The organism is Nocardia sp. Root136 (assembly GCF_001427185.1).
Taxonomy (GTDB): Bacteria; Actinomycetota; Actinomycetes; order Mycobacteriales; family Mycobacteriaceae; genus Nocardia; species Nocardia salmonicida.
Genome location: NZ_LMFE01000003.1, coordinates 45,085 through 71,156 on the forward strand (window position 1 = coordinate 45,085; position 26,072 = coordinate 71,156).

Sequence of the window (26,072 nt, forward strand, 5' to 3'; positions counted from 1 at the left end):
ATGACCGACCTCAACCGAGGAGCTCGGACTGCTGGGCAGTCACATCGGAGGTGTCCCTCTGACGAACTCGTGGCGCCTGCTCCTGAGCGTGACGAGGTGGCCGTCGAGATCGGCATCGACGCCGGGTTCGATCCCGAGATCCTCCCGGATCGCTCGACGCAGGAGGCGGACACCGAAGCCCAGCGAGTCGTCCACGAAGTGATAGAGGGCCGCCACCGCCACGGCGTCGTTCCCGTCGAGCTCGAGCGCCGCGCGATGGCCGACGTCGAGGCACCGATTCACCTCGGACGCGAAATCGAGCGCTCGGTCCGACACCACCATCTGCGCACGGGAATAGGTGTCGCGCAGCGCCTCCCGCGCTGCCTCGAACTTGGCGAGATCAGGTGTGCGCCCGCCACACTTCTCGTCGAGGTAGTGCCGGATAGCCGCTCGACAGGAATGCGCCGTGGTGTTGAGGCCCGCGTAGACCGTCCGCTTCTCGTCGGTGGCCTCTTTTCGGGTGAGTTCGCGCAATTCCTCCGCCCGATTGTCGCGCTGTACCTTCGCATCGATTCGCTTGCTCCGAATCGCGAAAGCCTGGGTCACGATGCCGCCCCCGAGCGTGCCGACGACCGTGATCGAGGCAACCGCCACATTGGTCCAATCCATAGTGGCCATTCTCGCTGCACCCCAATAAAATTCACCACCCGCGCGATCATTCCGCAGCGCCACGGCGGTCTGTAGCTTCCTACTCATGGTGGGATTCGGGAATTCTGAGGACGGGACCGCGGACGAGATCCAGCGCCGGAAGCGACGGGCGGGCTCGTTCGGCGCGCAGGCCGCCGTCTACACCGAGCATCGGCCGGACTATCCGGCGGCGGGGATTCGGTGGGCGCTAGAGGCTGTCGCGGAAAGGGCGGGGGTCGTTGTTCTGGATCTGGGGGCGGGGACGGGCAAGCTCACCGGAGGTTTGCTCGCCGCGGGGGTCGAGGTGATCGCGGTGGAACCCGATGAGGAGATGAGGGCTGAACTCGTTCGTCTCCATCCCGGGGTGACGGCGCTTTCCGGTGCGGCGGAGGCAATTCCGCTGGCCGACGGGTCGGTGGACGCGGTGCTCGCCGGGCAGGCGTTCCACTGGTTCGACCAAGCGCGGGCCTTTCCCGAAATCGCGCGGGTGCTGCGCGCGGACGGGGTGTTCGCTGCGTTCTGGAACAACGACGACGACAAGGTCGAGTGGGTTGTGGGGCTGCGGGATGTCGCTCGCTCGTCCGCCTCGTTTCCGCCGTCGTCCGATGACGCGCTGCCCGCGCATCCGCTGTTCGCCCCGTTCGAGTACGCCGAGTTCGCACACAGCCAGCGGCGGACCGCCGAATCGCTGACCGCGTCCATCGGCAGCCATTCACACACCGTGGTCATCTCCGCGCAAGAACGAGCCGAAGTGCTCGGCCGGATTCTCGACTACCTGCGGGCGACACCGGAGACCGCCGAGGGCGAGTTCGATTTTCCCCTGCGCACCGAGGTGATCCGCGCGGTCCGGCGCGCGAATACACCCCGGTGAGCCCATTACGCCGAGCGTTCCTCCGCTCTGCGCACCACATCGACGACCTCGTCGGCGGCGAATTCGACGACCCGACGGACGCGCGAGTTGGCGACCGGCGCCAAGTCCACGACGATCGATGCTCTCGCGGCGGGTTGGCTGATCGCGGTGACGCGGTCTTGTAGGAAGCCGCCGTCGGGGACCGGGACACGGATGATGTCACCGACCGTGAGCGCTTCGGCGCGGATTCGGCCGCCGGTGGCGGTGGAATCGTGTGTGCCGCACCGGGTATAGCCGACTGTTGCGCCGAGGCCACGTTCGGCGATGGTCCACCAGACGGGTGGTGAGTCGGGTTCTTCCGGGCCGATTCGGGTGTGCCAGGACAGGATTCGGTCGCGTTCGGCTTCGGCGTCGGCACGGGTCTCGTGCAGGGACAGCTGGCGCCGGACCGGGGCGTTGCGGGGCCGGGTGGTGCCCGAGGCGCCGTCGACGACCAGGATCCAGCGGGCGCCGACGGCTTCGTCACGGCGGGCGGTGACCCGTTTGGCCAACGCGAGGCCCGGAGTGGCGCCGAGGCGGTCGGCGGCTTCCTCGATGCTGTCGACCAGCCCCAGCGAACGCAACAGCTCGGCGACCGAGAGTTCCGAGGTGGCCAGTTCCTGGGCGAGCGCGGGCATGGGAGTGCGTCTGCGCCAGCCGATCCGGGCACAGTGCTCGTGGCGGGTGAACCACAGGCCGCCGCGGGAGCGGCGGTGATGGTCGATCACCACCGCCCACCAGTCCCATTCCGGCTCGGCGACAAGGCGTGTGCGGATCCAGCGTTCCCGTTCGGCGGTCGGTACCCGTTCCTCCGGCGGCACGAAATTGCGCAGTGCGCTGCGCACCGCCGATTCGGTGCGCCCGACCGTGATCGCCGTGCGGGCCAGATCGACGCCCGCGCGCAGATCGTCGGCCAGTACCCGGTATTCCGATTCCCGCCAGGTGGTTCCGTGCTGGCGTGGCGGTCGCAGATCGCCGCTGTTCTCGTCACTCATCTCGTGTGCCCCCGTTCTCGCACCGCCCGGCCACACTCGCGTCCGGGCTGGTTGTGTGACACTTCGACGATACCGGGGGGGTATGACAGAAAATGGCTCTCTGCCAGTGGCTTTCCAGCAAACGGAGCTATCCGGTGTGCACGGCGTCGCGGCGGCCGAAGGCGTAGTAGCCCGCACACACCAGTGCCGCCCACACCGCGCCGACCACCAGCGCGGTGCGGCCACCGTCGGTCCACAGCAACAGCACCACGACCAACCCGAGGAAACCCAGTGCGGCCCACGTGGTGACGGGCGCACCGGGCAGTCGGTAGTCACTGCCGGGCAGCTCGCCGGCACGAACCTTGGCGCGATACTTGATGTGGCACAGCAGGATCACACCCCACACGACGATGATCCCGACGGTGCTCACCGAGGTGATGTAGGCGAAGGCCTTATCCGGCGAGACAAGGTTCACCACCACGCCGATCACCATCGCGCCCGCCGACGCGCAGATACCGGTGAACGGCACCGACTGCTTGCTCAGCGTCGCGAACTGCGCGGGCGCTTCGTCGCGCAGCGCGAGGCTGCGCAACATCCGGCCGGTGGAGTAGATGCCGGAATTGCACGACGACAGCGCCGCGGTGAGCAGCACGAAGTTGATGATGCCCGCGGCGGCGGGGATGCCGATCTGTTCGAAGACCTCGACGAACGGGCTGCGGCCCGCGTGGAAACTGCGCCAGCTCGCCACCGACATGATCACCACGAGCGCGCCGACATAGAACAGGCCGATGCGGAACGGCAGGGTGTTGATCGCCTTGCGCAGGGTGGTCTTCGGATCGCGCGCCTCCCCTGCGGTCACACCGACCAACTCGACACCGACGTAGGCGAACACCACGATCTGCAGCACCAGCAGGGTCTGCCCGAAGCCGTGCGGGAACATCCCGCCATCGGCCCACAGATTGGTCACCGTCGGGTCGGCGGCATGACCGAAACCGAACACGAGCACGCCGATGCCGATCAGGATCATCGCCAGGATCGCGGTGATCTTGATGGCCGAGAACCAGAACTCCCCCTCACCGAAGAACCGCACCGAGATCAGGTTGGCGGTGAAAAGCACCGCGAGCACGACCAGCGCGGTCACCCACTGCGGGATGTCGAACCAGTACTGCACGTAGTGGCCTGCCACGGTGATCTCGGCCATGCAGGTGGACACCCAGACCGCCCAATACGACCAGCCTGTCGCGAACCCGGCGAACCGGCCGAGGAACTCGTGGGCGTACTCGGCGAAGCTGCCCGAGACCGGGCGGTAGGTGAGCAGCTCACCGAGTGCGCGCATGATGACGAAAATCGCCAGGCCGGCGGCGAGGTAGGCCAGGATCAGCGATGGGCCCGCCTGTTCGATCGCCGCGCCGGAGCCGTAGAACAGGCCGGTGCCGATCGCACCGCCGATGGCGATCATCTGGATGGTGCGCGGGTTCAGGCCGCGTTCGTATCCCTCCGATTCGGCCGTAGGGGCGGACGCCACGGGGACATCGGTGGATAGGCCGGGGCCATCGGCTGACATGGAGCAGTCCTTCCTTCGCGCGATCAGTCGTGCACGCTACCGCCCCGCTACCGTGGCCGGTGTCACCACCACCGGTGCGCGGAAATACCGGCGGCCCGGCGCGGGTTGGCTCCGAGAGGGGCAATACACAACTCGAGGAGGCTCATGAGCGCCGTCACGCTGTCGGTTCTGGATCTGGCACCGGTGCAGTCCGATGCGACGGCGGGTGCGGCGTTGCACGCGACGACGCGCTTCGCACAGCACGCCGAGGAACAGGGCTTTCGTCGATTCTGGGTGGCCGAGCACCACAACATGCCCGGCATCGCGAGTGCGGCGCCCGCGGTGGTCCTGGCTCATCTGGCCGCGTCCACCTCGCGGATCCGGGTCGGTTCGGGTGGGGTGATGCTGCCGAACCATGCGCCCCTGGTGGTCGCCGAGCAGTTCGGCACGCTCGAGTCGCTGCATCCCGGACGGATCGATCTCGGGATCGGACGGGCACCGGGCACCGATCCGGTGACCGCGCGCGCCCTGCGCCGCAGTGCCGAGGGACTCGGTGGTGACGAGTTTCCTCAGGAACTCACCGCGCTGATCGGCTTCTTCCGTGGCGCCGATCCCCACGGGATCGTGGCAAGCCCCGGACTCGGCGCCGAACCGGAGGTGTGGCTGCTCGGTTCGAGTGGTTACAGCGCGCAGGTGGCCGCGGTATTGGGACTGCCGTTCGCGTTCGCCCATCACATCGCGCCGGACAACACCGTGGCCGCGCTGACGCTCTACCGCGACAATTTCCGGCCCTCGCAGACCCTGAGCGAGCCGTACACGATCGTGGCGGCCTCGGCGATCTGCGCCGACACCGACGCCGAGGCCGATCGCCTCGCCGCACCCCGTGATCTTGCCTTCGCCAACTTGCGCTCGGGGCGCCCGCAGGCGCTGGCCACGCCGGAGCAGGCCGCGGGCTTCCCCGGCAACGACGCCGAACGCCACTTCGCCGCGCAACGCAGGGCCGCGCAGTTGCAGGGTTCGCCGGAGACGGTGCGGGCCCAGGCGGCACAACTGCTCGACGCCACCTCCCCCGACGAACTGATGCTCAACACCCTCGTCTACGACCTCGACGCCCGCATCCGCTCGCTCGACCTGACGAAGAAGGCGATCGACGGCTGAGTGGTCCGCCTGCTCAGCGCAGTCGGAATCCTCTCAGGGCCAAGGATTCCCGCAGGCGGTGGCGTCCGTTGAGCGAGGCCGCCGAGGCCAGGCGGGCCAGGGTGCGCTCGGTCCACGAGAACGGCAGGCCCTGATCGGTGTAGATCTCGCCGATCCGCTGTTCGTACTCGGCGACCGGCTCGCGCTGGGCGGGCAGGTCGTAGGTCTCCTGATGCAGAACCGCCGCCTGCGGTAGGCGCGGCTTGACCCTGGTGCCCTCCGTCGGGTCCGGGTGGCCGACGACCAGGCCGAAGACCGCGAAGACGTGATCGGGCAGATTCAGTTCGGCCGCAACCGCTTCCGGGTCGTTGCGCAGCGCGCCGATGTAGACCGTCCCCAGGCCGAGGGATTCGGCGGCGACCACCGCGTTCTGGGCGGCCAGCGCGGCATCGACGAAGCCGACATAGCTGGATTCGAGATAGTCCGCGCCTTCCAGCGGTGCGCCGTGATCGTCGGCGAGCTGACGCAGCCGGGCGAAGTCGGCGGTCCACACCAGCAGCACCGGCGCCTGCTCGATATGTGCCTGACCCCCTGCTATCGCGGCCAACCTGGCCCGGCGCGCCGGGTCACGCACCTCGATGACGCTCCACACCTGCAGGTTCGACGAGGTCGGCGCCGATTGCGCGGCCGAGACCAACAGCCGAATCGTCTCCGGCGACACGGCATCCGGGAGATAACGGCGCACCGACTTGTGGGCGTGCACTACCTCGAGCACCGGATTCCACTCGGCGGGGATCTCGGTGGCCGGGTCCGCGTAGCGCTGCTGCACGGGGTGGACGGGGCTTGGAGCGGTCTGCGTCATAGAAGACATCGTCGGATACGGTGCGGGTCGCCGTCTGCGGTAACCCTCAGCGTGAACCGAACGGTCGTCGCGGTGGGGGCCGTCGATAGGGTGGATGCGGGGAGCCTGCCGACTGGCGGGACGAGAGAGTGCGTCATGGGCAAGGTGTTCGATCGGATCGACGACAAGTTGCGGGCATTCATCACCGAACAGCCGATGTTCTTCATCGGCACCGCGCCATCGGTGGGCGGCCACGTGAATGTCTCCCCCAAGGGTTATCGCGACACCTTCGCCGTGATCGACGACCACACCGTCGCCTACCTCGATCTGTTCGGCAGCGGATCGGAAACGATCGCCCACCTGCGCGACAACGGCCGGATCACCGTGATGTTCTGCTCGTTCACCCGGACCACCCGCATCCTGCGACTGTTCGGTACCGGCCGCGTCGTTCGCCCCGACTCCGACGAATTCGACACGCTACGTGAGCATTTCGGCACCGGACACCCTGGTGTCCGCGCGGTGGTGACGATCTCGGTGGAGCGCATCGCCGACTCGTGCGGCTGGTCGGTGCCCACACTCGACCTCGTCGAGGAACGCTCCATCCTCGACGAGGCCCACACCCGCCGTACCGACGCCGACTTCGCCCGTCGCATCGCCGGCGACAACTCCACCAGTATCGACGGGCTGCCCGCGCTCGAGCCGGACCACCCGCTGCCGTCCACCGTTCGCCGCTGAGGTCAGCTCACCGGTACCGAGGTCACCGCGATCGCGGATTCGGACAGGCTGCCGAGGTAGAGGGTGCCCTCGTGTTCGGCCACCGCGGTGACCAACGCGTAGTCGGTGCCATCGCGCTGCAGGTCGTGCACGATGGTGCCGTCGAAGTTCACAGCGAGCACCCAGACCGAGCGGACGGGCGCGGGCGTCAGTCGGTCCGGCAGCGCGTCGACGATTCGGCGCAGGATGCCGGGGAGCGGAAAGAGACTGTCCAGCAATGGGTTACGTGGCGAGACGATGCCGACCCAGACCAGTCCGTCGCTGCCGAGCAGCATGTTGTCGGGTGAGCCGGGCAGGTTCTCGGCGAGGTAGTCGGTGGTACCGGCGCGCGGACCTGTCAGCCAGTATCGCGTGATCCGATAGGCGCCGGTCTCGGCGACCAGCACACTGGATCGGTCCGGGGCGAGCACCAGGCCGTTGGCGAACTGGAGACCGTCGACGAGCACCTCGAGGCGTCCGTCCGGATCGAGACGGACCAGCTGTCCGCTGCCGGAGTGTTCCAGGATGTCGGTCATCCACTCCTCGAACGGCCACCGCCGCGACGAGATGGTGAAGTAGATCGTGCCGTCGTCGTCGCGAATCACATTGCTGGGGAACGCGATCGGAGCCCCGTCGATCTCACCGACGACGACTTCCAGGTCCGCGCCCGCCTCGGCCAGGCGAAGGATGCCTCGACCCGCTACGCAGATCAGCAGGGAGCCGTCCGCGTCGACGTGCATGCCCAGTGGCCTGCCACCGGCGTCCGCGATCCGCTCGACCGCGCCGCCCGCCGGATCGACGCGCCAGATCGCACCGTCGTCGGTTCCGGTGACGAGCCGACCGTCGGGCAACACCACGACATCCTCCGGGCCACTTCCCGGCAGCGGCAGCAGTCGGACCGGCGGCATCGGCGGATCGCTGTGGGTTCGGCGCGCACGCGCGGTGGGGCGCGGCGGAGTCCAGCGGAGAGGGCGCATCTGCATGCCCATTGCTACCACGAGGAGAGGCGCCGCGGGCAGATGCGACAAGGGCCGCGACCACATCGGCTCGGTCGGAAGTGTCACTCGCGCAGCGAATGTCCGCGTCGCCGATCGAGTAGAGCGCAGCCGCCTGCGCGGCGGGCCCGCGGACGGCTAAAGTGCGGCGGTGAACACCGGATCCGCCAGCTCACTGCTCGATCATCTCATCGCACCTCAGCCCGCTCCCGCGTGGTGGCTGGTGCTCGCCACCGCCGCGTCGGCGCTGGTGCTGGTCGGGTACCGGCCACTATGGCGGCTGACCCGCAACGCGGTGACGGTGGCGCACGAGGGCGGCCACGCGTTGGTCGCGCTGCTCACCGGGCGCAGGCTGCACGCGATCACCTTGCACACCGATACTTCGGGACTGACCGTGTCCAGCGGCAAACCGAGTGGTCCCGGCATGATTCTCACCGCGGCGGCCGGGTATCCGGCGCCCGCGCTGCTGGGGCTCGGCTACGCGGCGCTGCTCGGGACAGGCCGGGTCACGGTGATGTTGTGGGCGACGCTGGTGATGCTGGCCGCGGTGCTGATCAAGGTGCGCAATATGTACGGGCTGCTCACCGTGCTGGTGCTCGGCGCGTTGGTGTTCGGGGTGTCCTGGTTCGGCAGCGATCTGCTTCAGGCCGCGTTCGCGTACCTGACGGCGTGGTTCCTGCTGGCCGCCGGGGTGCGGCCGGTCTTCGAACTGCAAGGGAGTCGACGGAGACAGCCGGGGCGTACCGATTCCGATGCCGACCAACTCGCCCGGTTGACGCACCTGCCCGCGGTGCTGTGGGTGTTGTTCTTCAGCGCTGTCTGCCTGGCATCGCTGGTCGTGGGCGCGATGCTGATGCTGGCGCCGGTCGAGGAGCTACATCCGCTGCTTCAGCGGTGATCGGCGATCCAGGCGTCGACGGCCTCGGAGACGAGCGTGCTCGGCGGTTGTAGCGCGTTGAGGGTGATGCCCGCTTCGTCGGATTGCAGTGGTTCGAGGGTGTCGAGCTGGGAATCCAGCAGGATCGTCGGCATGAAATGGCCGAGTCGGCCGGTCATCCGGCGCAGCAACTCGTCGCGGGTGGCCGCCAGGTGCACGAAGTAGGTCTGCGGCGCTTTCGCGCGCAGACGGTCACGGTAAGCCCGTCGCAACGCCGAGCAGCTTGCCACTCCACCGGCTTCCTGGTGTTCGGCGAGCCAGTCCGCGACGGTGTCGAGCCAGGGCAGCCGGTCCTCGTCGGTGAGCGGGACGCCCGCGGCCATCTTCTCGATATTGGCCGGCGGGTGGAAGTCGTCACCTTCGGCGTAGGGGACTTCGAGCCGGTCGGCGGTCAGCGCGCCGACCGTCGTCTTCCCGCATCCCGACACCCCCATCACCACGATGACAGGTTCGACCACAGCGACCTCCTCGTCGAATGAACTCCGCACGGCATGCCTGCGCATCCCGCTCGATCGAGGGTAGCCGGGGGCGGTGACTCCCCGGGTCGATCAGGGTATCGGTCGGTCGGTGGGCAGGTTGACGAAGCTCGGCGACGCGGGGTCGAGAAGAACGTGCTGGGGCTCGAGGCCGCTGGCGTTCAGCATCGGCCGGAACGGTAATGCCTTGGGCGCGTTGCCCGCGAAGACGTCGATGCGCAAGCGGTGTCCCGGTGCCAGTACCGCCTGGGTCGGGATGACGGCGACATCGATGTCGGTGGGTGCGCCGGGTACCACCGGGAGCAGCCGGTCGACGGTGAGCGGGTTGAAGGGCGCGGTGAAGTCGCCGTTGATCGAGCGTGCGCTGCGACGCTCGTCGACGGCCCGCATCGACGAGGTGAGCTGTCCGGTGGTGAGCACGGTCGAGGTGCCGTCGGGTGCCACGTCGTTGACGGTGACGTTCCAGAATCCGTCGGTGGCGTCGTGGATGGTGTTGAGCCGCACGTTGATCGGGCCCGAGATGACCGTCTGTTCGGTCAGCGGGGCGCTGGTGAAGGTGAGGCCGTTGCGTTCGGCGATGCGGGAGTCCTTCGCGCAGGCATCGAATGCGGCGGTCATGCCCGCCGAGCCCTGCGCCGCGTCGCGCGAGCAGACCTGATTCAAACCCGGTGCGACGGTGAGCGTTTCGGCGTCCGACGGCCCGGTGGCGCTGAGCGATCCGTCGTGCAGGCTGTCCTCGGTGCTGCCGCTCGGTGCGGCGGAGAGATAGACGCGGCGATGCGTCACGCCCGGCTGGGGGAACTCCCGCAGCGTAATCCAGCTCCCGCCTTGCTGTTTCACCGTGACGGGCCCGAATCCTTCGACGCCGCTGTCGATGTCCTTGAGCCACTTGTCGAACCAGGCCCGCTGCAGAACGTCCAGGCGCGGAGGTGCGCCGGGAACACCGGTGCCCGCACCGGGATTGGCGTGATAGGTGTCGCCGACGATCAACTGCTTGCGCCCGGCCGGTAGCGGGATCTGCTCGTAGAGCTTGGTCGCGCTGTTGGCGAAGATGTCGTGCCAGCCGCCGTAGACGAAGGTCGGCACCGTGACGTTCTCGGGGTGGCCCATGATCGCCTCACGGAAGGCCGAGGTGTCGTCGAGCGCGCCGTCGAGCGCGGGCGGCATATTCGACAGCGACGGCGTGAGCAGCGATTGGGCGAGCAGGTCGAAATTGGTAGTCGGGTCGGCGATGCGGTCGTTGAACCAGGTCCAGTCGAAGCTGCCGTCGACCATGGAGGCCACATCGGGGACGAGTTTGAGCTGGTTGACAGAGTTCAGCCACATCGGCAGAAAGGTGGTGCCGACGCCGCCACCGGGAGCGACCACGTCACGCATGAGGTCGCTGCCGGGCTCGACCGGGAAGATCGCCTGCAGCGCGGGCGGTGCGTTCTCGGCGGCACGCAGCTGGTTGATGCCGGAGTAGGAACCGCCGCTCATCCCGACGCGGCCGTTCGACCAGGGCTGCGTGGCCGCCCAGTCGATCACCTCGCGGGTGTCGAGCTGTTCGCGCGCGCCGAGGGTGTCCCATTTGCCCTGGGACAGACCGGTTCCGCGCACATCGGCCACGACGACGGTGTACCCGGCGCGGACGAGTTTGCGGTCGACGCCGAGCATGGTCTGGATCATGCCGCCGTCCAATGCCTGCATGAGGTCACCGAAACCGCTGATCGGGGTGGTGGACAGGTTCAATCTGCGCACGATGTCGACGGCGGTGGACTGTAGGCCCGGGATCGCGGCGGCCGATTCGATCAGGCCCGTCATCAGTTTCGAGTACGGGGTGAGGCTGAGGACGGTCGGCAGCGGCTTCTGCTCGATCACGCCCGCGGCATCGGCGGGGCGGTAGACGTCGGCTTTGAGCACCACGCCGTCGCTCATCGTGATCTGGACGCCGCGCTCCACCCGGACCTCGGGGTAGGCGCCCGGCCCGTCGTGCAGGGCGGTCCAGTCGGCGCCGGGCGCGTGCGCGGGCTGCCCGCCCGCGGGACCACCGCCGCAGCCGAGCACGACGACCACCGCGAGGATCGTCACCAGTATCCGGCCGAACCCGCGTTTCGAACCTCTACCCAGCATGTATCGCTCCCGACCGGTTCGTCTCCACCGTTGACCGAGCCACCGCACGATCGGCGCAGAAACCGTAACAGCGGTAACGAGTTCGCCGGGCGAGCGTCGGCCCGCTCGGACTGTCGCTGTGAATACGCGTTGTTCCAGTTCAGAGCGGTGGCGGGGTTCCACTTCTTGTCGGTTGCCGGTGGTTGACTCGGTTCGTGCCGGTGCGATCGGGACCGGACTCACCCATCGCCGAGGAGGACGTTCGACAATGCCCACACGCGACGAAGCTTGGCCGCAGGGAACTCCCTGCTGGATCGACTGTCAGGTGGACGACACCACCGCCGCCCGCGATTTCTACAGCACGCTGTTCGGCTGGGAAATCCAGGACGGTCCCGCCGAAGCCGGCGGCTATCTCATGGCCACCCTCGACGGCCGACCCGCCGCGGGCATCGGCCCGAAACAACAGGGCATGGAAGCGATGCCGTCGGTATGGACCACCTACTTCGCCGCGCGCCGTGCCGACGAGATCGCCGAACGCGTGAGCAAGTCCGGTGGGCAGGTGTTCATGCCACCGTTCGACGTGCTCGACGTGGGACGCATGTTCGTCGCCGCCGACCCGGCGGGCGGCGTATTCGGCGTGTGGGAAGCCAAGGCGCACACCGGTTGCGGCGTTTACAACCAGAACGGCGCGTATTGCTGGAACGAGCTGCACACCCCTGCCTACGATCAGGCACACCACTTCTACAACGAGGTGTTCGGCTGGCAGTACACCGAGATCGGCGACGGGGCGAACTTCACCTACTCCACCTTCGCGCTGCCCGGTGACAGCCACGAAGTCGGCGGCATAATGGACGCCTCAGCGCTGAGCACCCCGCCCTACTGGCTCACCTGGATCCAGGTCGACGACACCGACGGCCTCCTGGCCAGGGCCACCGAGCTGGGTGCCTCGGTGATCATGGGCGCCGAGGACGGCCCCTTCGGCCGGACGGGCGTCCTGGCCGCACCGCAGGGCGAGGTCTTCGCTGTGATCGATACGGCCAGAGCGGTCGGCGAGGTTCCCACCGGGTCCTGACACCGTCACGGGGTGACGATGGCGAAGTTCGGGTCCGGCTTGTCGATCAGGCCGGGCAGCTTCGCCAGTGCGGTGACGTCGCCGTCGATGGCGATGTCACCGCTCGCGACGCCCTTGCGCAGGTCGGCGCCGCCGACCAGGGTGGCGATCAGGGTGCGGCGGGTGAGGGTGATCGTCGCGTCGGGCGCGGGCAGCGCGTCATCGGGGAATCGGTCGTGGTGTACGAGGACGCCGTTGCGCAGTTCCACGCGGTGGACGCGGTTGTCCTCGTCACTGATCCGCCAGTCCGTGGTCATTCGGACATCCCAGGCCTTCGGACCGTCGATCCGCAACGACACCGCGTCGAAGACCTGCTCCACGCTCAGTGCGGCGGCCATCGCGGCGGAGTTGGCGGTGGTCGGCGTGCCGAAGGAACCGTGGCGCAGTTCGTGGGCGCCGCTGAGATAGAAGTTGCGCCAGGTGGCGTTCTCCGCGCCATAGGCGAGCTGTTCGAAGGCGCTGGCCTGCAAGTCCTTTGCCGTCTCGTTGGCCGGGTCGGCGAAGATCACGTAGTTCACCAGTTGCACGACCCAGCGGAAATCGGCGGCATCGTAGGCCTTCTGCGCGGTCCGCAGTGCCGCGTCGGCCCCGCCCATCGCCTCGACGTGGCGGCGGGCGTTGTCCACCGGCGGGTGTTCCCACAGGTGCGCGGGGTTGCCGTCGAACCAGCCCATGTACCGCTGATAGACCGCCTTGACGTTGTGGCTCACCGAACCGTAGTACCCGTGCGTCGACCACGACGTGGTCAGCGCGGGCGGCATCTGCAGCATTTCGGCGATCTCGGCGCCGACGTAGCCCTGGTTCAGCAGTCGCAGCGTCTGATCGTTGAGGTAGCCGTACATGTCGCGCTGCGACGACAGGAACTCCACGATCCGATCGGTGCCCCAGACCGGCCAGTGGTGCGAGGAGAACACCAGATCGGACCGGCGGCCGTAGCGGTTGATCGAATCGGTGAGATATTTCGACCAGACATGCGGGTCGCGGACCAGCGCGCCGCGCAGGGTCACGATGTTGTGCATGGTGTGGGTGGCGTTCTCGGCCATGCACAGGATGCGCCGATCGGGGAAGTAGAAGTTCATCTCCGAGGGCGCTTCGGTGCCCGGCGTCAGCTGGAAGACCATCCGCACGCCGTCGACCCTTTCCTCCTGGTCGGTGCGGGTGACGTGCACGGTGGGCGGGATCAGACTGATTGTGCCGACCGACGTGGTCTGCCCCAGGCCGGATCCCACCTGGCCTTTCGGACCGCGCGGCAAGGCGGCGCCGTACATGTAGGCGGCACGACGGGCCATCGCTGTGCCCGTGTAGATATTCTCGGCGACAGCGTGCTCCATGAACCCCGAGGGTGCGATCACCGGGCAGCGCCCGGCCGCGACATCCTGCGGGGTGATGACGCCGTAGCTGCCGCCGAAGTGGTCGACGTGAGAGTGCGAGTAGATCAGGCCGGTGACCGGCCGGTCGCCGCGATGTTTGCGATAGAGCGCGAGTCCGGCGGCCGCGGTCTCCGCGGAGACCAGCGGATCGATGACGACCACGCCGGTATCGCCTTCGATCAGCGTCATGTTCGACAGGTCGAGACCACGGATCTGGTAGAAGCCCGGCGCGATCTCGTAGAGGCCCTGCTTGACGGTGAGCTGGGACTGCCGCCACAGGCTCGGGTTCACCGACTGCGGACAGGAGCCGGCGAGGAAGTCGTAGGAGTCGTTGTCCCACACCACTTTCCCTGCCTGGTCGGTCACCTTGCCCGGTTCGAGGGAGGCGATCCAGCCACGGTCGGCATCGACGAAGTCGGTGGTATCGCCGAAGGGCAGCGTGTCGGTCAGCGCGCGGTTGGCATTCAGGATGGCCTCGGTCGGCTCGGTCTGGGTGCTCGACGCAGTGACTCCGCTCGGTTGGTCACCACATCCGGTGACGGTGGCGCCGACCGCGACCGCGGCGGCCGCACCGACTCCGACACCCAGCATCCCGCGCCGCGACAGCTCGCCGCGACCCCTGTGTGCACTGTTCACCGCTACTCCTTCGTTCCACGACTGTCCGACCCGGACAACTATTGCAGACTAACTGCAATATCTGTGTTACTTCTGAGCAATCGCCATTGTCGGCAGTGCGGCCAGCTGGATGTCGAGCAGAAGCCGGTCCTCGGGATCGGTCAGATCGATGCCGAGGACCGTCTCCACTCGCCGCAGTCGATAGCGCAGCGTGTTCGGATGCACGCGCAACGCGGCCGCGGCGGCGCGCACCTCACCGTGCGCGCGCAGATACGCCTGCACCGATACCCGCAGTTCAGCGGCATGATCACGGTCGTAGGCATCGAGGGCTGCCAGACGCGGATCGTGCAGGCGCGGGTGCTCACGGATCAGCTCCATGATCTCGGCCAGCAGCACCGCGGTCCTGGCGTCGGCCAGCGTGGCGACCCGGCTGCCCGACGCATCGGCGACCGGACTGTCCAGCACCCGGTCGACCTCGGCGCGCGCACCGGCGACCGCGGTGAGCCCGGCGACCGGTGCGGCAATCGCGGCCCGCACCACCAGTTCGCGGGTCTGCTCGAGTTGAGTGACCAGCTCGCGCACCCACGAGCCGACGCTGCGCTCGGAGTGGTAGGCGGGCAGCAGGACATAGACGCGCTCGCCGATCGACTCGGTGACCGAATCATCACGGAAAGCACTGGCGTACAACCGGATCAGGCCGCTCGAAGCGGCCGGTCCCGCGGCGGGACCCACCGGCGCGAAGCCGATCACCGCGGCGGGACCGATCGTCGGCAGGTTGAGCGCGGCGGCCACCGAGGGCACGTCGACGCCGTCGCCGTGCGCGCCGAACAATCTGCGAACGAGCAATGCCTCGGTCGAGGGGGCGTCCAACCGCCGCGCGATGATCCTGGCCGCCACCGCCGACGCGCCTCGCAGCACCTGCGCCGCGTCGGGCCGTAGTGGTCGCGCGCCCTGCTGCAACCAGATGGTCCCGAGCATTCTGGACCGCGCGCCGTCGGCGCCACGCCGGATACCGACGACGAGTCTGCGGCGGATATCGAGCTCGGGATGTTCCGGCACGTCGACGACCTCGTCGCCACTTCGCACCCGGTCGAACACGCCCCACTCCCGCAGGATCCGCAGGTAGTCGCTCGGGCCTTCCCGGCCGAGGATGGACTGGATGCGCAGCTGGTCGGCCGACGCGTCGGAGGCCGAGTAGGCCAGCACATGTGACTGGGGGTCTTCGATCGAGACCATGCCGCCGGTTTCCTTGGCCAGCACCTGGGCCAGTCCGAACAGATCGGTGTCGGGGGCGAGCAGGTCGTGCTCGTCGGACGCGGCGCGCTGACCGGGTGAGCGGGCCAGCGTCCGGCGGATCAGCGAGAACACCTGGTCCCAGCGCGCCTGCCGGTGCACGTGCACCAGCGCGATGCCCGCGGTATGGGCGGCGGCGCGGACCGCGGGCGAGTCGTTGGCGCTCTTGGTCATCAGCACGCGGGGTCGCTGAGCGGGGTCGCGCGCACCGATCTCGCGCAACCAGCGCTCGGTCGCGACGGCATCGACACCGACGAGCAGGTACACCTCGGGCAGCGCGCCCTCGCCGTCGAGGTGTTCGGGCAGGTCGGCGGGCTCGGCCAACGCGACCGTTCGCACCGCGACCGCGTGACCGGCGGGCGCGTCCACGAGCGTGGCCACGGTGTGGTCGAGGGCGGCGAGCAACTCGCGCAGCGTTGTGGCCCCTTCGGACATGGCGCACCTCCATTGGTCGATCGGACAAACAACTGCCGGGATCTTCATCCGATCAGATGATTATGACTGCTCCCGATCGGTGTTGACTACGTCACATCCCGCTCTCCCTTACGACGCAGGAGCCGCACTCATGGACGCCATCGCGACCACCCCGCCGCCGGTCAACGAGCCCGTCGGCACTTTCGCTCCTGGCAGCCCGGAACGGGCTCGCCTCCAGACCGCGCTCGCCGAGTTGTCCGCCTCCCCCACCGAGATCGCCCACGTGATCGGCGGCCGCCACCTGCCCGGCGACGGCCCCGCCTTCGATGTTGTCCCACCGCACCGCCACGGCGCCGTCCTCGGCACCCTGCGCGACGCGAGCACCACCGAAACCGCCGCCGCGGTCGAGGCCGCCTGTGCCGCGGCGCCCGCCTGGCAGGCGATGCCCTTCGACGACCGAGCCGCGATCTTCCTGCGCGCGGCCGATCTGCTGTCCGGGCCGTGGCGCGAGAAGATCGCGGCCGCGACGATGCTCGGGCAATCCAAGTCCGCCTATCAGGCCGAGATCGACGCCCCGTGCGAGCTGATCGACTTCTGGCGCTTCAATGTCTCGTTCGCGCGCGAGATCCTCGCCGGCCAACCGCTCTCCTCGCCGGGTGTGTGGAATCGGATGCAGTACCGCTCGCTCGAGGGATTCGTCTACGCGGTGACACCGTTCAACTTCACCGCGATCGCGGGCAACCTGCCCACCGCACCCGCGCTGATGGGCAACACCGTGGTGTGGAAGCCGGCCAGGAGCCAGGCCGTGGCGGCCTACCTGACGATGTGCCTGCTCGAAGCAGCCGGACTGCCGCCCGGGGTGATCAACCTGGTCAACGGGCCCGGTCCGGTGATCTCCGATGTCGTGCTGGCCGACCCACGGCTGGCCGGCGTGCATTTCACCGGATCCACGGCGACGTTCCAGCACCTGTGGCGCGAGGTGGCGCAGCGCTTGGACGGCTACCGCACCTATCCGCGGCTGGTCGGCGAGACCGGCGGCAAGGACTTCGTGCTCGCGCACCCGTCGGCCGATCCAGCGGTGCTCACCACCGCGCTGGTGCGCGGCGCGTTCGACTATCAGGGCCAGAAATGTTCGGCCGCCTCCCGGGCCTTCATCCCGCGTTCGGTGTGGGCGGCGATGTCGGAGGATCTGATCGAACGGACGTCGAACCTGCGCTACGGCGATGTCGCCGACTTCACCAATTTCGGTGGGGCACTGATCGATCGACGCGCCTTCGACCGCAATACCGCCGCACTCGAGCGGGCCAAGGCCACACCGGGTCTGACCGTGGTGGCGGGCGGACACAGCGACGACAGCGTCGGCTGGTTCGTCGACCCGACCATCGTGGTCGGTGACGATCCGGCCGACGAGATGTTCCACACCGAGTACTTCGGTCCGATCCTGGCGGTGCACGTCTACGACGACAGCACCCCGACCGCGTTCGCCGACGCGATGGACCTCGTCGACAGCGGCAGCCCCTACGGCCTCACCGGCTCGATCATCGCCCGAGACCGCACCGCGATCACCGAGGCGACCCAGCGGCTCACCTTCGCCGCGGGCAATTTCTACATCAACGACAAACCGTCGGGGGCGGTCGTCGGCCAGCAGCCCTTCGGCGGCGGGCGCGCGTCCGGCACCAACGACAAGGCAGGTTCCCCACAGAATCTGCTGCGCTGGACCTCCGCGCGCACGATCAAGGAAACCTTCGTCGCGCCGACCGAGCACCGCTACCCCCACCAGGCACCGGAGGTCGACTGATGTCGGTGCTCCTGCGTTCGACCATGCTCGCCGCCGCGCGCTCGCCCCGGCTGGAACGCACCGTCACCCGGCTGCCGGTCAGCCGGGCCGTGGTGGCCCGCTTCGTCGCGGGCACCACCACGGAGCAGGTGGTGCGTGCCGCCGAAACCCTGTTGCGCTCTGGGCGTTTCGTCAGCATCGACTATCTCGGCGAGGACACCACCGACCTGGCAGGCGCCGAGGCGACCCTCGCGCAGTACCGGACCTTGATCGCCGCGCTCGGCGCACTCCCCCAGTCCGAGGTGGCGACGGGAGCTGTTCGGCCACTGGAGGTTTCGGTGAAACTGTCCGCGCTCGGACAGGCCGTGCCGAGCGACGGTCACGCCATCGCGCGCGAGCACGCCCGCCAGATCTGTGCCGCCGCCGAGGCCGCGGGGATCTGGGTGACCGTCGACGCCGAAGACCACACCACCACCGACTCGACGCTGTCGATCGTGCGCGAACTCCGCGCCGACTACCCATGGTTGGGCACGGTGCTGCAGGCGTATCTGCGCCGCACCGAGGACGACTGCCGCGCGATGGCGGGTCCGGGGTCGCGCATCAGGCTGTGCAAGGGCGCCTACGACGAACCGGAGTCGGTCGCCTTCCGTGACAAGGCCGAAGTCGACGCGTCCTATCTGCGGTGCCTCGGCGTGCTCACCGCGGGCGCGGGCTATCCGATGATCGCCTCGCACGACCCAGCCGTGATCACCGCGGCCGCAGTCGGGGTGCAGGCGGCGCAGCGCAAGGCCGAGGAGTACGAGTACCAGATGCTGTTCGGTATTCGGCCCGACGAACAGCAGCGACTCGCCGCCGCGGGCAACCATATTCGGGTGTATGTCCCCTACGGTGACCAGTGGTACGGGTACTTCATGCGCAGGCTGGCCGAAAGGCCCGCCAACCTCGGGTTCTTCCTCCGCGCACTGGTCGGCTCGCGCGGAAGATGACCGGCTCGGTCGAACAATCATTGCCGCTGAACATTATTCACTCTCGGTGACCGCGCCGCGCGCGTGGCGGTGTACTCGCAGGAGCACACCGTGACGCGGCGGTGTGCGCCGATGGAAGGAAACGCGAATGTCTTTCGCAGAGCTGCGCACCCAGATGTTGCGTCGCAAACCACTGGTGGAGGTCGACGACGAGATCCCCAGTGACGAGCGGCTCGCCAAATCACTCGGGCTCTGGCAGCTCACCGCGATCGGCGTCGGCGGCATCATCGGTGCGGGCATCTTCACCCTGGCGGGCTCGGTCGCGCACTCGGTCACCGGTCCTGCGGTGCTGATCTCGTTCCTGATCGCCGGTGTGGCCAGTGCCGCGGCAGCGCTGTGCTACGCCGAATTCGCCGGCATGGTCCCGAAAGCCGGGTCGGCCTACACCTACGGCTACGTCTCGCTCGGTGAGCTCGCCGGCTGGTTCATCGGCTGGGATCTGCTGCTCGAGTACATCGCGGTGGCGGCGGTGGTCGCGATCGGTGTGTCGGGGTACTTCGGGTTCCTGCTCGATCAGATCGGCCTGACCCTGCCGGAGTGGATGCTCGGCGCGCCCGACACCGGCGACGGCCGGGTGATCGACCTGTTCGCGGTGCTGTTCTGTCTGGGCACCGCGTGGGTGCTCTCGCGCGGTATCGCCAGCGTCGGCCGGTTCGAGACGATCGCGGTCGGCATCAAGGTCGCCCTGGTCGCGCTCATCGTGGCGCTCGGGGTGTTCCACATCGACAGCGCCAACTACGACCCGTACTTCCCCTTCGGCACCGGCGCGGTGTGGACGGGCGCGGCGACGGTGTTCTTCGCGGTATTCGGCTACGACGCGATGAGTACCGCGGCCGAGGAATCCATCGACGGGCGCAAGCATCTGCCCAAGGCGATCATCTACTCCCTCGCCATCGCGATGGTGCTCTACGTGCTGGCCACGCTCGTACTCACCGGCATGCAGAAGTACACCGAGATCAGCCCGACCAGTGGTTTCTCCACCGCGTTCGAATCGGTCGGGATGCCGGGCGTCGCCAATATCATCGCGGTCGGCGCGATCGTGGGCATCGTCACCGTCGTGCTCACCTTCATGCTCGGCGTCACCCGGGTGTGGTTCGCGATGAGCCGCGACGGGCTGCTGCCCCTCTGGTTCGCCAAGACCCACCCCACCCGCAAGGTGCCGACCAGGGTCACCTGGATCGTCGGCTTCGGCGCCGCGATCCTGGCCGGCGTGCTGCCGATCAACACCGTCGCCGAGCTCACCAATATCGGCATCCTGATGGCCTTCATCGTGGTGTGCATCTCGGTGATCGTGTTGCGGCGCACAAGGCCCGACGCCCCGCGCTCGTTCCGGCTGCCGTTGATGCCGGTGATCCCGCTGGTCGGGATCGGTTTCTCGGCCTACCTGATCTGGTCGCTGCCGTGGGAGACCTGGGTGCGGTTCGCCGGGTGGCTCGTGGTCGGGCTGATCGTGTACTTCGCCTATTCGCGCAAGCATTCGGTGATGAACCGGACCGCGCCGGAGCCGAGCAACTAGGTCCTCGGCCGACTGTGCTGTGATGGGTCGATGAGATCGGAGCGGGACGCCGCCACGGCGGGCGCGAGACAGGCGCGCGCGCCGCGGCGGCGGGATCCGGCGAAAACGCGCGAAGCCATCATCGACGGGCTGCTCGCCGCTGTCACCGCGGGCGATTTCGCGCCGACCGCGCGCGCGATCGCCGCCAGGGCGGGTACCTCCGAACGCAGTGTATTCGTGCACTTTCCCGATCGGGAAGCGTTGCTGGTGGCCGCGACCGAACGTCAGTCCGAGATGGTCGAGGCGTGCCTGGTGAACCCCGATCCGTCGCCCGCTCTGGCCGAGCGGATCACGAGCGCGGTCCAACAGAGCGCCGCGATCTTCGAGCTACAGCGGGTGCCTCGGCTGCCCGGTCTGCAGGAGTCCCGATCGATCGACGCGATCGACGCGCGGATGCGGCGCACCGACGAAACAATCCGCGCCGTACTGGCCGCGCTGTTCGCCCCCGAACTGATCCGACCAGACGGTGGGTTGGACGACGGGCTCCTCGATCTGGTCGACGGCGCCCTCGGCTGGCCGATGCGCCACCATCTGCAGGACCGGCGCGGACTGACGGCCGAGCAGGCCTCGGCGACGATCGAGCGCGCGGTCGGGTCGCTATTCGCTCAGCGCTGACCCCGGCACGAGCACCCGTTTGAGGATCTTGCCGGTCTCACCACGCGGCAGCGCGGTCAAGAACGTGACGTCGCGCGGGACCGAGAATCGGCTGAGGCGGTTGCGGATATAGCTCCGCACCATGTCCGAATCCAGGCCTGCCCCTTCGCGTTTCACCACGAACGCGGCCAGCCGCTGGCCGAACTCCCGGTCGGGAACGCCGACGACGGCGACTTCGCTGATCTGCGGCAGATGGGCGAGTGCCTCCTCGACCGGGCGCGGGAAGACGTTCTCACCACCGGAGATGATCATCTCGTCGTCGCGGCCCGCGACGAACAACCGCCCCGCGGCGTCGAGATAGCCGAGGTCGCCGGTATCGAGCATGCCGTCGGCCTCCTCCGGCGGCGCGGAGTTGACATAGCCGTCGAAGAGCATGTGGTTGGCGACGAAGATGTGCCCCGTGGAGCCGACCGGCACCGGACGCAGATCGGGACCGAGCACCGCGACCCGGGTGCCCAGCGGCGGGCGGCCCGCGGTGGTGGGTGATACCCGCAGGTCGTCGGGGGTGGCGACGCTGGCCCATGACACCTCGGTGGAGCCGTACACGTTGTAGAGCACGTCGCCGTAGCTGTCGAGGAATCGCAGCACGGTGGCCCCGGCCAACGGCGCGCCACAGCTGACCACGAATCGCAGACTCGACAGATCCAAGCCCGCGCGCACCTCGTCGGGTACTTCGAGCAGCCGTTCCACCATGGTCGGCACCACGATCAACGTGGTGATCCGATGTTCGGCCACCGCGCGCAGGCACTCCATCGCATCGAAACCGTTTGAGAGCACCACGGTGGCACGCAGTGCGGTGCTGAGCTGCAAGCCGGCCAGACCCCAGGTGTGGAACAGGGGCGCGGGAATGAGCATCACCTCCTCCACGCGCAACGGAATCCGGGAGAGCAGTGCGGCGATGGTGCCGAAACCCTTGGCGTGCGGGCGCCGCGCCCCCTTCGGCGAACCGCTGGTGCCCGAGGTGAGCACGATCAGCCTGCCGGGATGGGCGGGGACCGGGAAGTCGGTGTGCGCCTGGGCGATCAGGTCGTCGACCGTCGTGCGGTCCGGGTGCGGCGGGCAGTCGTCGGTGGTGTAGCGCGGTACCTCGCTGTGCAGGTAGCGGATCAGCGTTTCCAGTGCACCGTCGACGAAGACCGAGCTGAGCCGGTGCCGCTGCACGATCTCCTCGATCCGCCGCCCCGACAACCCCGCGTTGAGCAGCGCCACGTCGACGCCGAGTTTGCCTGCCGCGACCATGGTTTCGACCATGCCCGTGTGATTGCGGGCCAACAGGCCGATGGCGTCGCCCTTGCGCAGACCGATCGAGTACATCGCCGCGGCCAGCGCGGTGGATCTGGCGTCGACCTCGGCGAAGGTGCGGTGCCCGCCTGCATCGATCAGCGCGACCCGATCCGGGGCGTAGGCCGTACCCGCCGCGTAGCCGCCTGCCAGGTTGAAGCCCCACTTCGACAGGGACCGAAGCTGTCTCATGATCGACACCGGCTCGGGCCGCATCAGCCCGGTAGCCGCGATACTGCGAGCCACCCCGGCGTTTCGGCGCACCATCGAGCGTTCGGCATTGACCACCACCGAGGAACGGGTGCCCGCGATCGAGTCGGCGGTGCGGCGCAGTCCCGCCTTCACCCAGTCGGTGACCAGCGAATCGCCGCCCTGCTCGAGCAGGGGATGGATACGCGCCACCGCGAAGAGGGTGATGTCAAGACGCGTCCGCTCCTGGTCGCCGCGCAAACGAACCGCGGCGAAGCTGCCGAGCTCGGGGCTGCGCAGTTCGAAACTCTCGTACCAGCGGCCGATGACGAGGATGAACTCGTGCGTGCGGATACCGCCGCTCGCCGACCCGATCCGCACCTGCCAGTGGACCGCACCGTCGGGACGTTCCACCGGTTCGCAACTGCCGATACCGGTGAACATGCGTGGGTAACTCTGGGGATCGAGTAGTACATCCCACAACGCTTGACGCGCGATCGTGAAATCCGCGCTGACATCGATGACGTCGGTGACCAAACTCCGTGCTCTACTTCCCGTCGGCCTGTTCGACCCAAGGTGGTCGGCGGGCAAAAATGGGCGCTGTGGTCGATACCACCTCGCGGGTCGCCACGCTACCCCGCAGCGGCGCCCCGTCATCAAGAATCGGACAAAACCGGTGGTTCGGGACCGTTTCGGCCGGATTTTGGTCGGAGGGCCACACCCGCCGACATCGCCGATGTGAAACTGTCCAATCCCTTGCACACCCTTCGGGGATGCCGAAGTATTGCTGGCAGTACCGACCCGATCTGCAGGAGTCGCCGCGATCCGCGGCACGACGAGCGAAGAGGTGTGGACATGACAGCGAGCTGGCCGAGTTCTCGGGACCCTTTCGACGATATCTTCCAGCGATTTTTCGGTTCCGGAATGTCATCGAAACCACCGGTACAACGCATCGATCTCGGCAGACTCATGACCGACAACGCGAAGTTGCTGGTCGGTACGGCTCGCGAGGCGGCCCAGGATTGGGGCAACCCCGACATCACTCCCGAACACCTGCTGTACGCGGCCACCGAAGCGGAACCAGGGCGCAGCATCGTGGCCGAACTCAGCCTTGACCCCGACCAGGTCGCCGAGCAGATGCAGGACTATCTCGACACCGGCCGACCCAGCGAGGACGACCTCGCCGACATCACGCTCAGCCCCGCCACCAAGGTCGCGCTGCGTGCGGCCCAGCGGCAGGCGGCCCAGTCCGGCGCGAGCTACATCGGCCCCGAACACATCCTGCTCGGCATAGCCTCGCTGCCCGACAGCGTCGCGGCGCAGGCCCTGGTCGCCGGGATCGCGGCCACCGAGAGCGGCGGTGTGCCCGCGCCGGGAACCCCGATGGCGACCGCGCCCTCGAAGCGTCAGCAGCCGGAATCGGACACTCCCACCCTCGACGAATACGGTCGCGATCTCACCGCCGAAGCCCGCGAGGGCTTGATCGACCCGGTCGTCGGCCGCGCGGAGGAGATCGAGCAGACCATCGAGATCCTGTCGCGGCGGCGCAAGAACAACCCCGTGCTGATCGGTGATCCCGGCGTCGGCAAGACCGCGATCGTGGAGGGGCTGGCCCAGCGCATCGTCAACGGTGACGTGCCGGTCACCCTCGCCGACCGTCGCGTCATCGCCCTCGATGTCGGCTCGCTGGTGGCGGGCAGTAAGTACCGCGGCGAATTCGAGGAGCGCCTGACCAAGATCCTCGACGAGGTCCGCGCGCACAAAGACGAGCTGATCGTCTTCATCGACGAGCTGCACACCATCGTCGGCGCCGGTGGCGGCGGCGAGGGCTCGATGGACGCGGGCAATCTGCTCAAGCCCGCACTGGCCCGCGGCGATCTGCACGTCGTCGGCGCGACCACCATCGACGAGTACCGCAGATACATCGAGAAGGACGCCGCCCTGGAACGCCGGTTCCAGCCGGTGATGGTCTCGGAGCCCTCGGTGGACGACACCATCGAGATCCTGCGCGGTCTCGCCGATGTCTACGAAGAGCACCACCAGGTGCGCTACTCCGACGAGTCGCTGGTCGCGGCCGCGCAGCTGTCGGATCGCTACATCACCGACCGGTTCATGCCCGACAAGGCGATCGACCTGATCGACCAGGCGGGCGCGCGAGTCCGGCTCCGGTCGGGCACCCCCGATCCGGCGGTGAAGGCCAGGGACGAGGCGATCGCGCGCCTGTACCGGGAAAAGGACGCCGCGGTCGACAACGAGGACTACGAGAAGGCCAAGGCGCTCAAGGCCGATATCGCCGCCGCCGAGGAGGAGCTGGACGAGTCCGGTGCGACCTCCTCGGAGCCGATCGTCGACGTCGTCGACATCGCCGAGGTGATCTCCAGGCGCACCGGCATTCCGGTGGCCGATCTGACCGCCGAGGAGAAGCAGCGCCTGCTCCAGCTCGAAGACGTCCTGCACAAGCGGGTGATCGGGCAGAACGAGGCGATCGTGGCGATCGCCGAAGCGGTCCGCAGGGCCAGGGCCGGGCTCAAGGATCCGAACCGGCCGATCGGGTCGTTCCTGTTCCTCGGGCCCACCGGTGTGGGCAAGACCGAGCTGGCGAAGGCCCTGGCGGAGGCGGTCTTCGGCGACGAGGACCGGCTGATCCGGTTCGACATGAGCGAGTTCCAGGAGAAGCACACGGTCTCGCGGCTCGTCGGTGCCCCGCCCGGATATGTCGGCTACGACGATGCCGCGCAGCTCACCGACAAGGTGCGCCGTCAGCCGTATTCGGTGATCCTGTTCGACGAGGTCGAGAAGGCGCACCCCGATGTGTTCAATGTGCTGCTGCAATTGCTCGATGACGGCCGCGTCACCGATTCCAAGGGCCGCACGGTCGATTTCAAGAACACGATCGTGATCATGACGTCCAATATCGGTTCGCACGTGATCCTCGAGGCACCTCCCGGCGACCTCGACTCGATCGTGCCGCAGCTCGAAGAGCTACTGCGCCAGCACTTCCGGCCCGAGTTCCTCAACCGCATCGACGAGCAGATCGTATTCCACCGCCTCGACACCGAGCAGTTGGAACAGATCGTGGAACTGATCCTGGATCGCACGCGACGCATGCTCGCCGCCCAGGACATCGAACTCGAGATCAGCCAGTCCGCGGTGGACTGGCTGGGCAAGCGGGGTTTTCAGCCCGAGTTCGGTGCGCGCCCGTTGCGGCGCACCGTTCAGAAGGAGCTCGACAACCGGGTCTCACGGTTGTTGCTCGACGGCGGGTTGGAGCCGGGTGGCACGGTGAAGGTCGATACCGCCGACGACGATCTGGTCGTCACCGCGGTGAACCCGGCAGGCACACCGGAGACCAACGGTTCTGTGCCCGCGCCGAGCCCGAAGAAGGCGGCGAAGAAGCCCGCCAAGAAGTCCTCGGGCAAGAAGAGTGACGACAAGAAGCTCGCATCGAAGTAGCGGATGAACGACTGTGGCCCGGTTCGCGAGAAC

The 26,072-nt window shown here is 68.0% G+C and carries 20 protein-coding genes; 10 read left to right on the plus strand and 10 right to left on the minus strand.

The annotated features are described in order from the left end of the window. Positions 1–39: 39 nt before the first annotated feature. Positions 40–735 carry a hypothetical protein gene (locus ASD42_RS15170; protein ID WP_131816530.1) on the minus strand — a complete coding sequence of 232 codons (696 nt, stop codon included), beginning with the start codon at positions 733–735 and terminating at the stop codon, positions 40–42. On the opposite strand from ASD42_RS15170, the gene ASD42_RS15175 reads away from it, so the two are divergent. After that, the gene (locus ASD42_RS15175; RefSeq protein ID WP_056817015.1) at positions 734–1,537 is read left to right on the plus strand and encodes a class I SAM-dependent methyltransferase; all 804 of its coding nucleotides are present in this window, start codon (positions 734–736) and stop codon (positions 1,535–1,537) included. The genes ASD42_RS15170 and ASD42_RS15175 overlap by 2 nt on opposite strands. Positions 1,538–1,542: 5 nt before the next feature. Here the strand turns inward: ASD42_RS15175 and ASD42_RS15180 are convergent, their stop codons facing one another. Continuing rightward, positions 1,543–2,550, minus strand: coding sequence for a hypothetical protein (locus tag ASD42_RS15180; RefSeq protein WP_156677476.1), 1,008 nt, complete (start codon positions 2,548–2,550; stop codon positions 1,543–1,545). 127 nt (positions 2,551–2,677) lie between these two features. Further along, positions 2,678–4,093: an amino acid permease gene (locus ASD42_RS15185; protein WP_056817021.1), complete on the minus strand. Its 1,416-nt coding sequence runs from the start codon at positions 4,091–4,093 to the stop codon at positions 2,678–2,680. Positions 4,094–4,237: 144 nt separating this feature from the next. Here ASD42_RS15185 and ASD42_RS15190 point away from each other — a divergent pair, with 144 nt between their 5' ends. Next, positions 4,238–5,230, plus strand: a complete 993-nt coding sequence (locus ASD42_RS15190) for an LLM class flavin-dependent oxidoreductase (RefSeq protein ID WP_056817024.1) — start codon at positions 4,238–4,240, stop codon at positions 5,228–5,230. A gap of 13 nt (positions 5,231–5,243) precedes the next feature. Here ASD42_RS15190 and ASD42_RS15195 read toward each other — a convergent pair whose 3' ends face one another. Continuing rightward, positions 5,244–6,071, minus strand: coding sequence for an NADPH-dependent oxidoreductase (locus ASD42_RS15195; RefSeq protein WP_056817027.1), 828 nt, complete (start codon positions 6,069–6,071; stop codon positions 5,244–5,246). 135 nt (positions 6,072–6,206) lie between these two features. On the opposite strand from ASD42_RS15195, the gene ASD42_RS15200 reads away from it, so the two are divergent. Next, the gene (locus ASD42_RS15200) at positions 6,207–6,785 is read left to right on the plus strand and encodes a pyridoxamine 5'-phosphate oxidase family protein (RefSeq protein WP_056817030.1); all 579 of its coding nucleotides are present in this window, start codon (positions 6,207–6,209) and stop codon (positions 6,783–6,785) included. Positions 6,786–6,787: 2 nt separating this feature from the next. Here the strand turns inward: ASD42_RS15200 and ASD42_RS15205 are convergent, their stop codons facing one another. Continuing rightward, positions 6,788–7,867 carry an SMP-30/gluconolactonase/LRE family protein gene (locus ASD42_RS15205; RefSeq protein WP_235569569.1) on the minus strand — a complete coding sequence of 360 codons (1,080 nt, stop codon included), beginning with the start codon at positions 7,865–7,867 and terminating at the stop codon, positions 6,788–6,790. A gap of 82 nt (positions 7,868–7,949) precedes the next feature. Between ASD42_RS15205 and ASD42_RS15210 the strand changes: the two genes are divergently transcribed. After that, entirely contained in the window at positions 7,950–8,696 is a 747-nt protein-coding gene (locus tag ASD42_RS15210; RefSeq protein ID WP_056817032.1) for a M50 family metallopeptidase, read from the plus strand. On the opposite strand, the gene ASD42_RS15215 is transcribed toward ASD42_RS15210, so the two are convergent. Both ASD42_RS15215 and ASD42_RS15220 read right to left on the minus strand, forming a co-directional pair. Continuing rightward, positions 8,687–9,169 (minus strand): gluconokinase, encoded by a 483-nt coding sequence (locus ASD42_RS15215; protein WP_084787163.1) that lies wholly within the window; start codon positions 9,167–9,169, stop codon positions 8,687–8,689. The genes ASD42_RS15210 and ASD42_RS15215 overlap by 10 nt on opposite strands. A gap of 114 nt (positions 9,170–9,283) precedes the next feature. Further along, entirely contained in the window at positions 9,284–11,323 is a 2,040-nt protein-coding gene (locus ASD42_RS15220; protein WP_235569572.1) for a CocE/NonD family hydrolase, read from the minus strand. Positions 11,324–11,570: 247 nt separating this feature from the next. On the opposite strand from ASD42_RS15220, the gene ASD42_RS15225 reads away from it, so the two are divergent. Beyond that, a complete protein-coding gene (locus ASD42_RS15225; RefSeq protein WP_056817037.1) occupies positions 11,571–12,374 on the plus strand; it encodes a VOC family protein in 804 nt (267 codons plus the stop codon). A 5-nt stretch (positions 12,375–12,379) separates the two neighbouring features. Here the strand turns inward: ASD42_RS15225 and ASD42_RS15230 are convergent, their stop codons facing one another. Together ASD42_RS15230 and ASD42_RS15235 are read right to left on the minus strand one after the other, a co-directional pair. Next, positions 12,380–14,374 carry an alkyl/aryl-sulfatase gene (locus ASD42_RS15230; protein ID WP_082844237.1) on the minus strand — a complete coding sequence of 665 codons (1,995 nt, stop codon included), beginning with the start codon at positions 14,372–14,374 and terminating at the stop codon, positions 12,380–12,382. A gap of 111 nt (positions 14,375–14,485) precedes the next feature. Next, on the minus strand, positions 14,486–16,126 hold the full coding sequence (locus ASD42_RS15235; protein WP_082844231.1) for a PucR family transcriptional regulator: 1,641 nt from the start codon (positions 16,124–16,126) through the stop codon (positions 14,486–14,488). 130 nt (positions 16,127–16,256) lie between these two features. On the opposite strand from ASD42_RS15235, the gene pruA reads away from it, so the two are divergent. The 4 genes from pruA (at position 16,257) to ASD42_RS15255 (ending at position 21,077) form a co-directional block, all read left to right on the plus strand. Next, the gene (gene pruA / locus ASD42_RS15240; RefSeq protein WP_056817040.1) at positions 16,257–17,903 is read left to right on the plus strand and encodes an L-glutamate gamma-semialdehyde dehydrogenase; all 1,647 of its coding nucleotides are present in this window, start codon (positions 16,257–16,259) and stop codon (positions 17,901–17,903) included. Continuing rightward, positions 17,903–18,868 (plus strand): proline dehydrogenase family protein, encoded by a 966-nt coding sequence (locus tag ASD42_RS15245; RefSeq protein ID WP_056817042.1) that lies wholly within the window; start codon positions 17,903–17,905, stop codon positions 18,866–18,868. Before pruA ends, ASD42_RS15245 begins: the two co-directional genes overlap by 1 nt. 127 nt (positions 18,869–18,995) lie before the next feature. Further along, a complete protein-coding gene (locus ASD42_RS15250; RefSeq protein ID WP_056817045.1) occupies positions 18,996–20,423 on the plus strand; it encodes an amino acid permease in 1,428 nt (475 codons plus the stop codon). Between the two features lie 30 nt (positions 20,424–20,453). After that, positions 20,454–21,077 carry a TetR/AcrR family transcriptional regulator gene (locus tag ASD42_RS15255; protein ID WP_056817049.1) on the plus strand — a complete coding sequence of 208 codons (624 nt, stop codon included), beginning with the start codon at positions 20,454–20,456 and terminating at the stop codon, positions 21,075–21,077. On the opposite strand, the gene ASD42_RS15260 is transcribed toward ASD42_RS15255, so the two are convergent. Then, complete coding sequence (locus tag ASD42_RS15260; RefSeq protein WP_056817053.1) at positions 21,060–23,123, minus strand: AMP-binding protein; 2,064 nt, start codon at positions 23,121–23,123, stop codon at positions 21,060–21,062. The genes ASD42_RS15255 and ASD42_RS15260 overlap by 18 nt on opposite strands. A 318-nt stretch (positions 23,124–23,441) precedes the next feature. Here ASD42_RS15260 and ASD42_RS15265 point away from each other — a divergent pair, with 318 nt between their 5' ends. Beyond that, positions 23,442–26,039, plus strand: a complete 2,598-nt coding sequence (locus ASD42_RS15265) for an ATP-dependent Clp protease ATP-binding subunit (RefSeq protein WP_056817057.1) — start codon at positions 23,442–23,444, stop codon at positions 26,037–26,039. Positions 26,040–26,072: the final 33 nt, after the last annotated feature.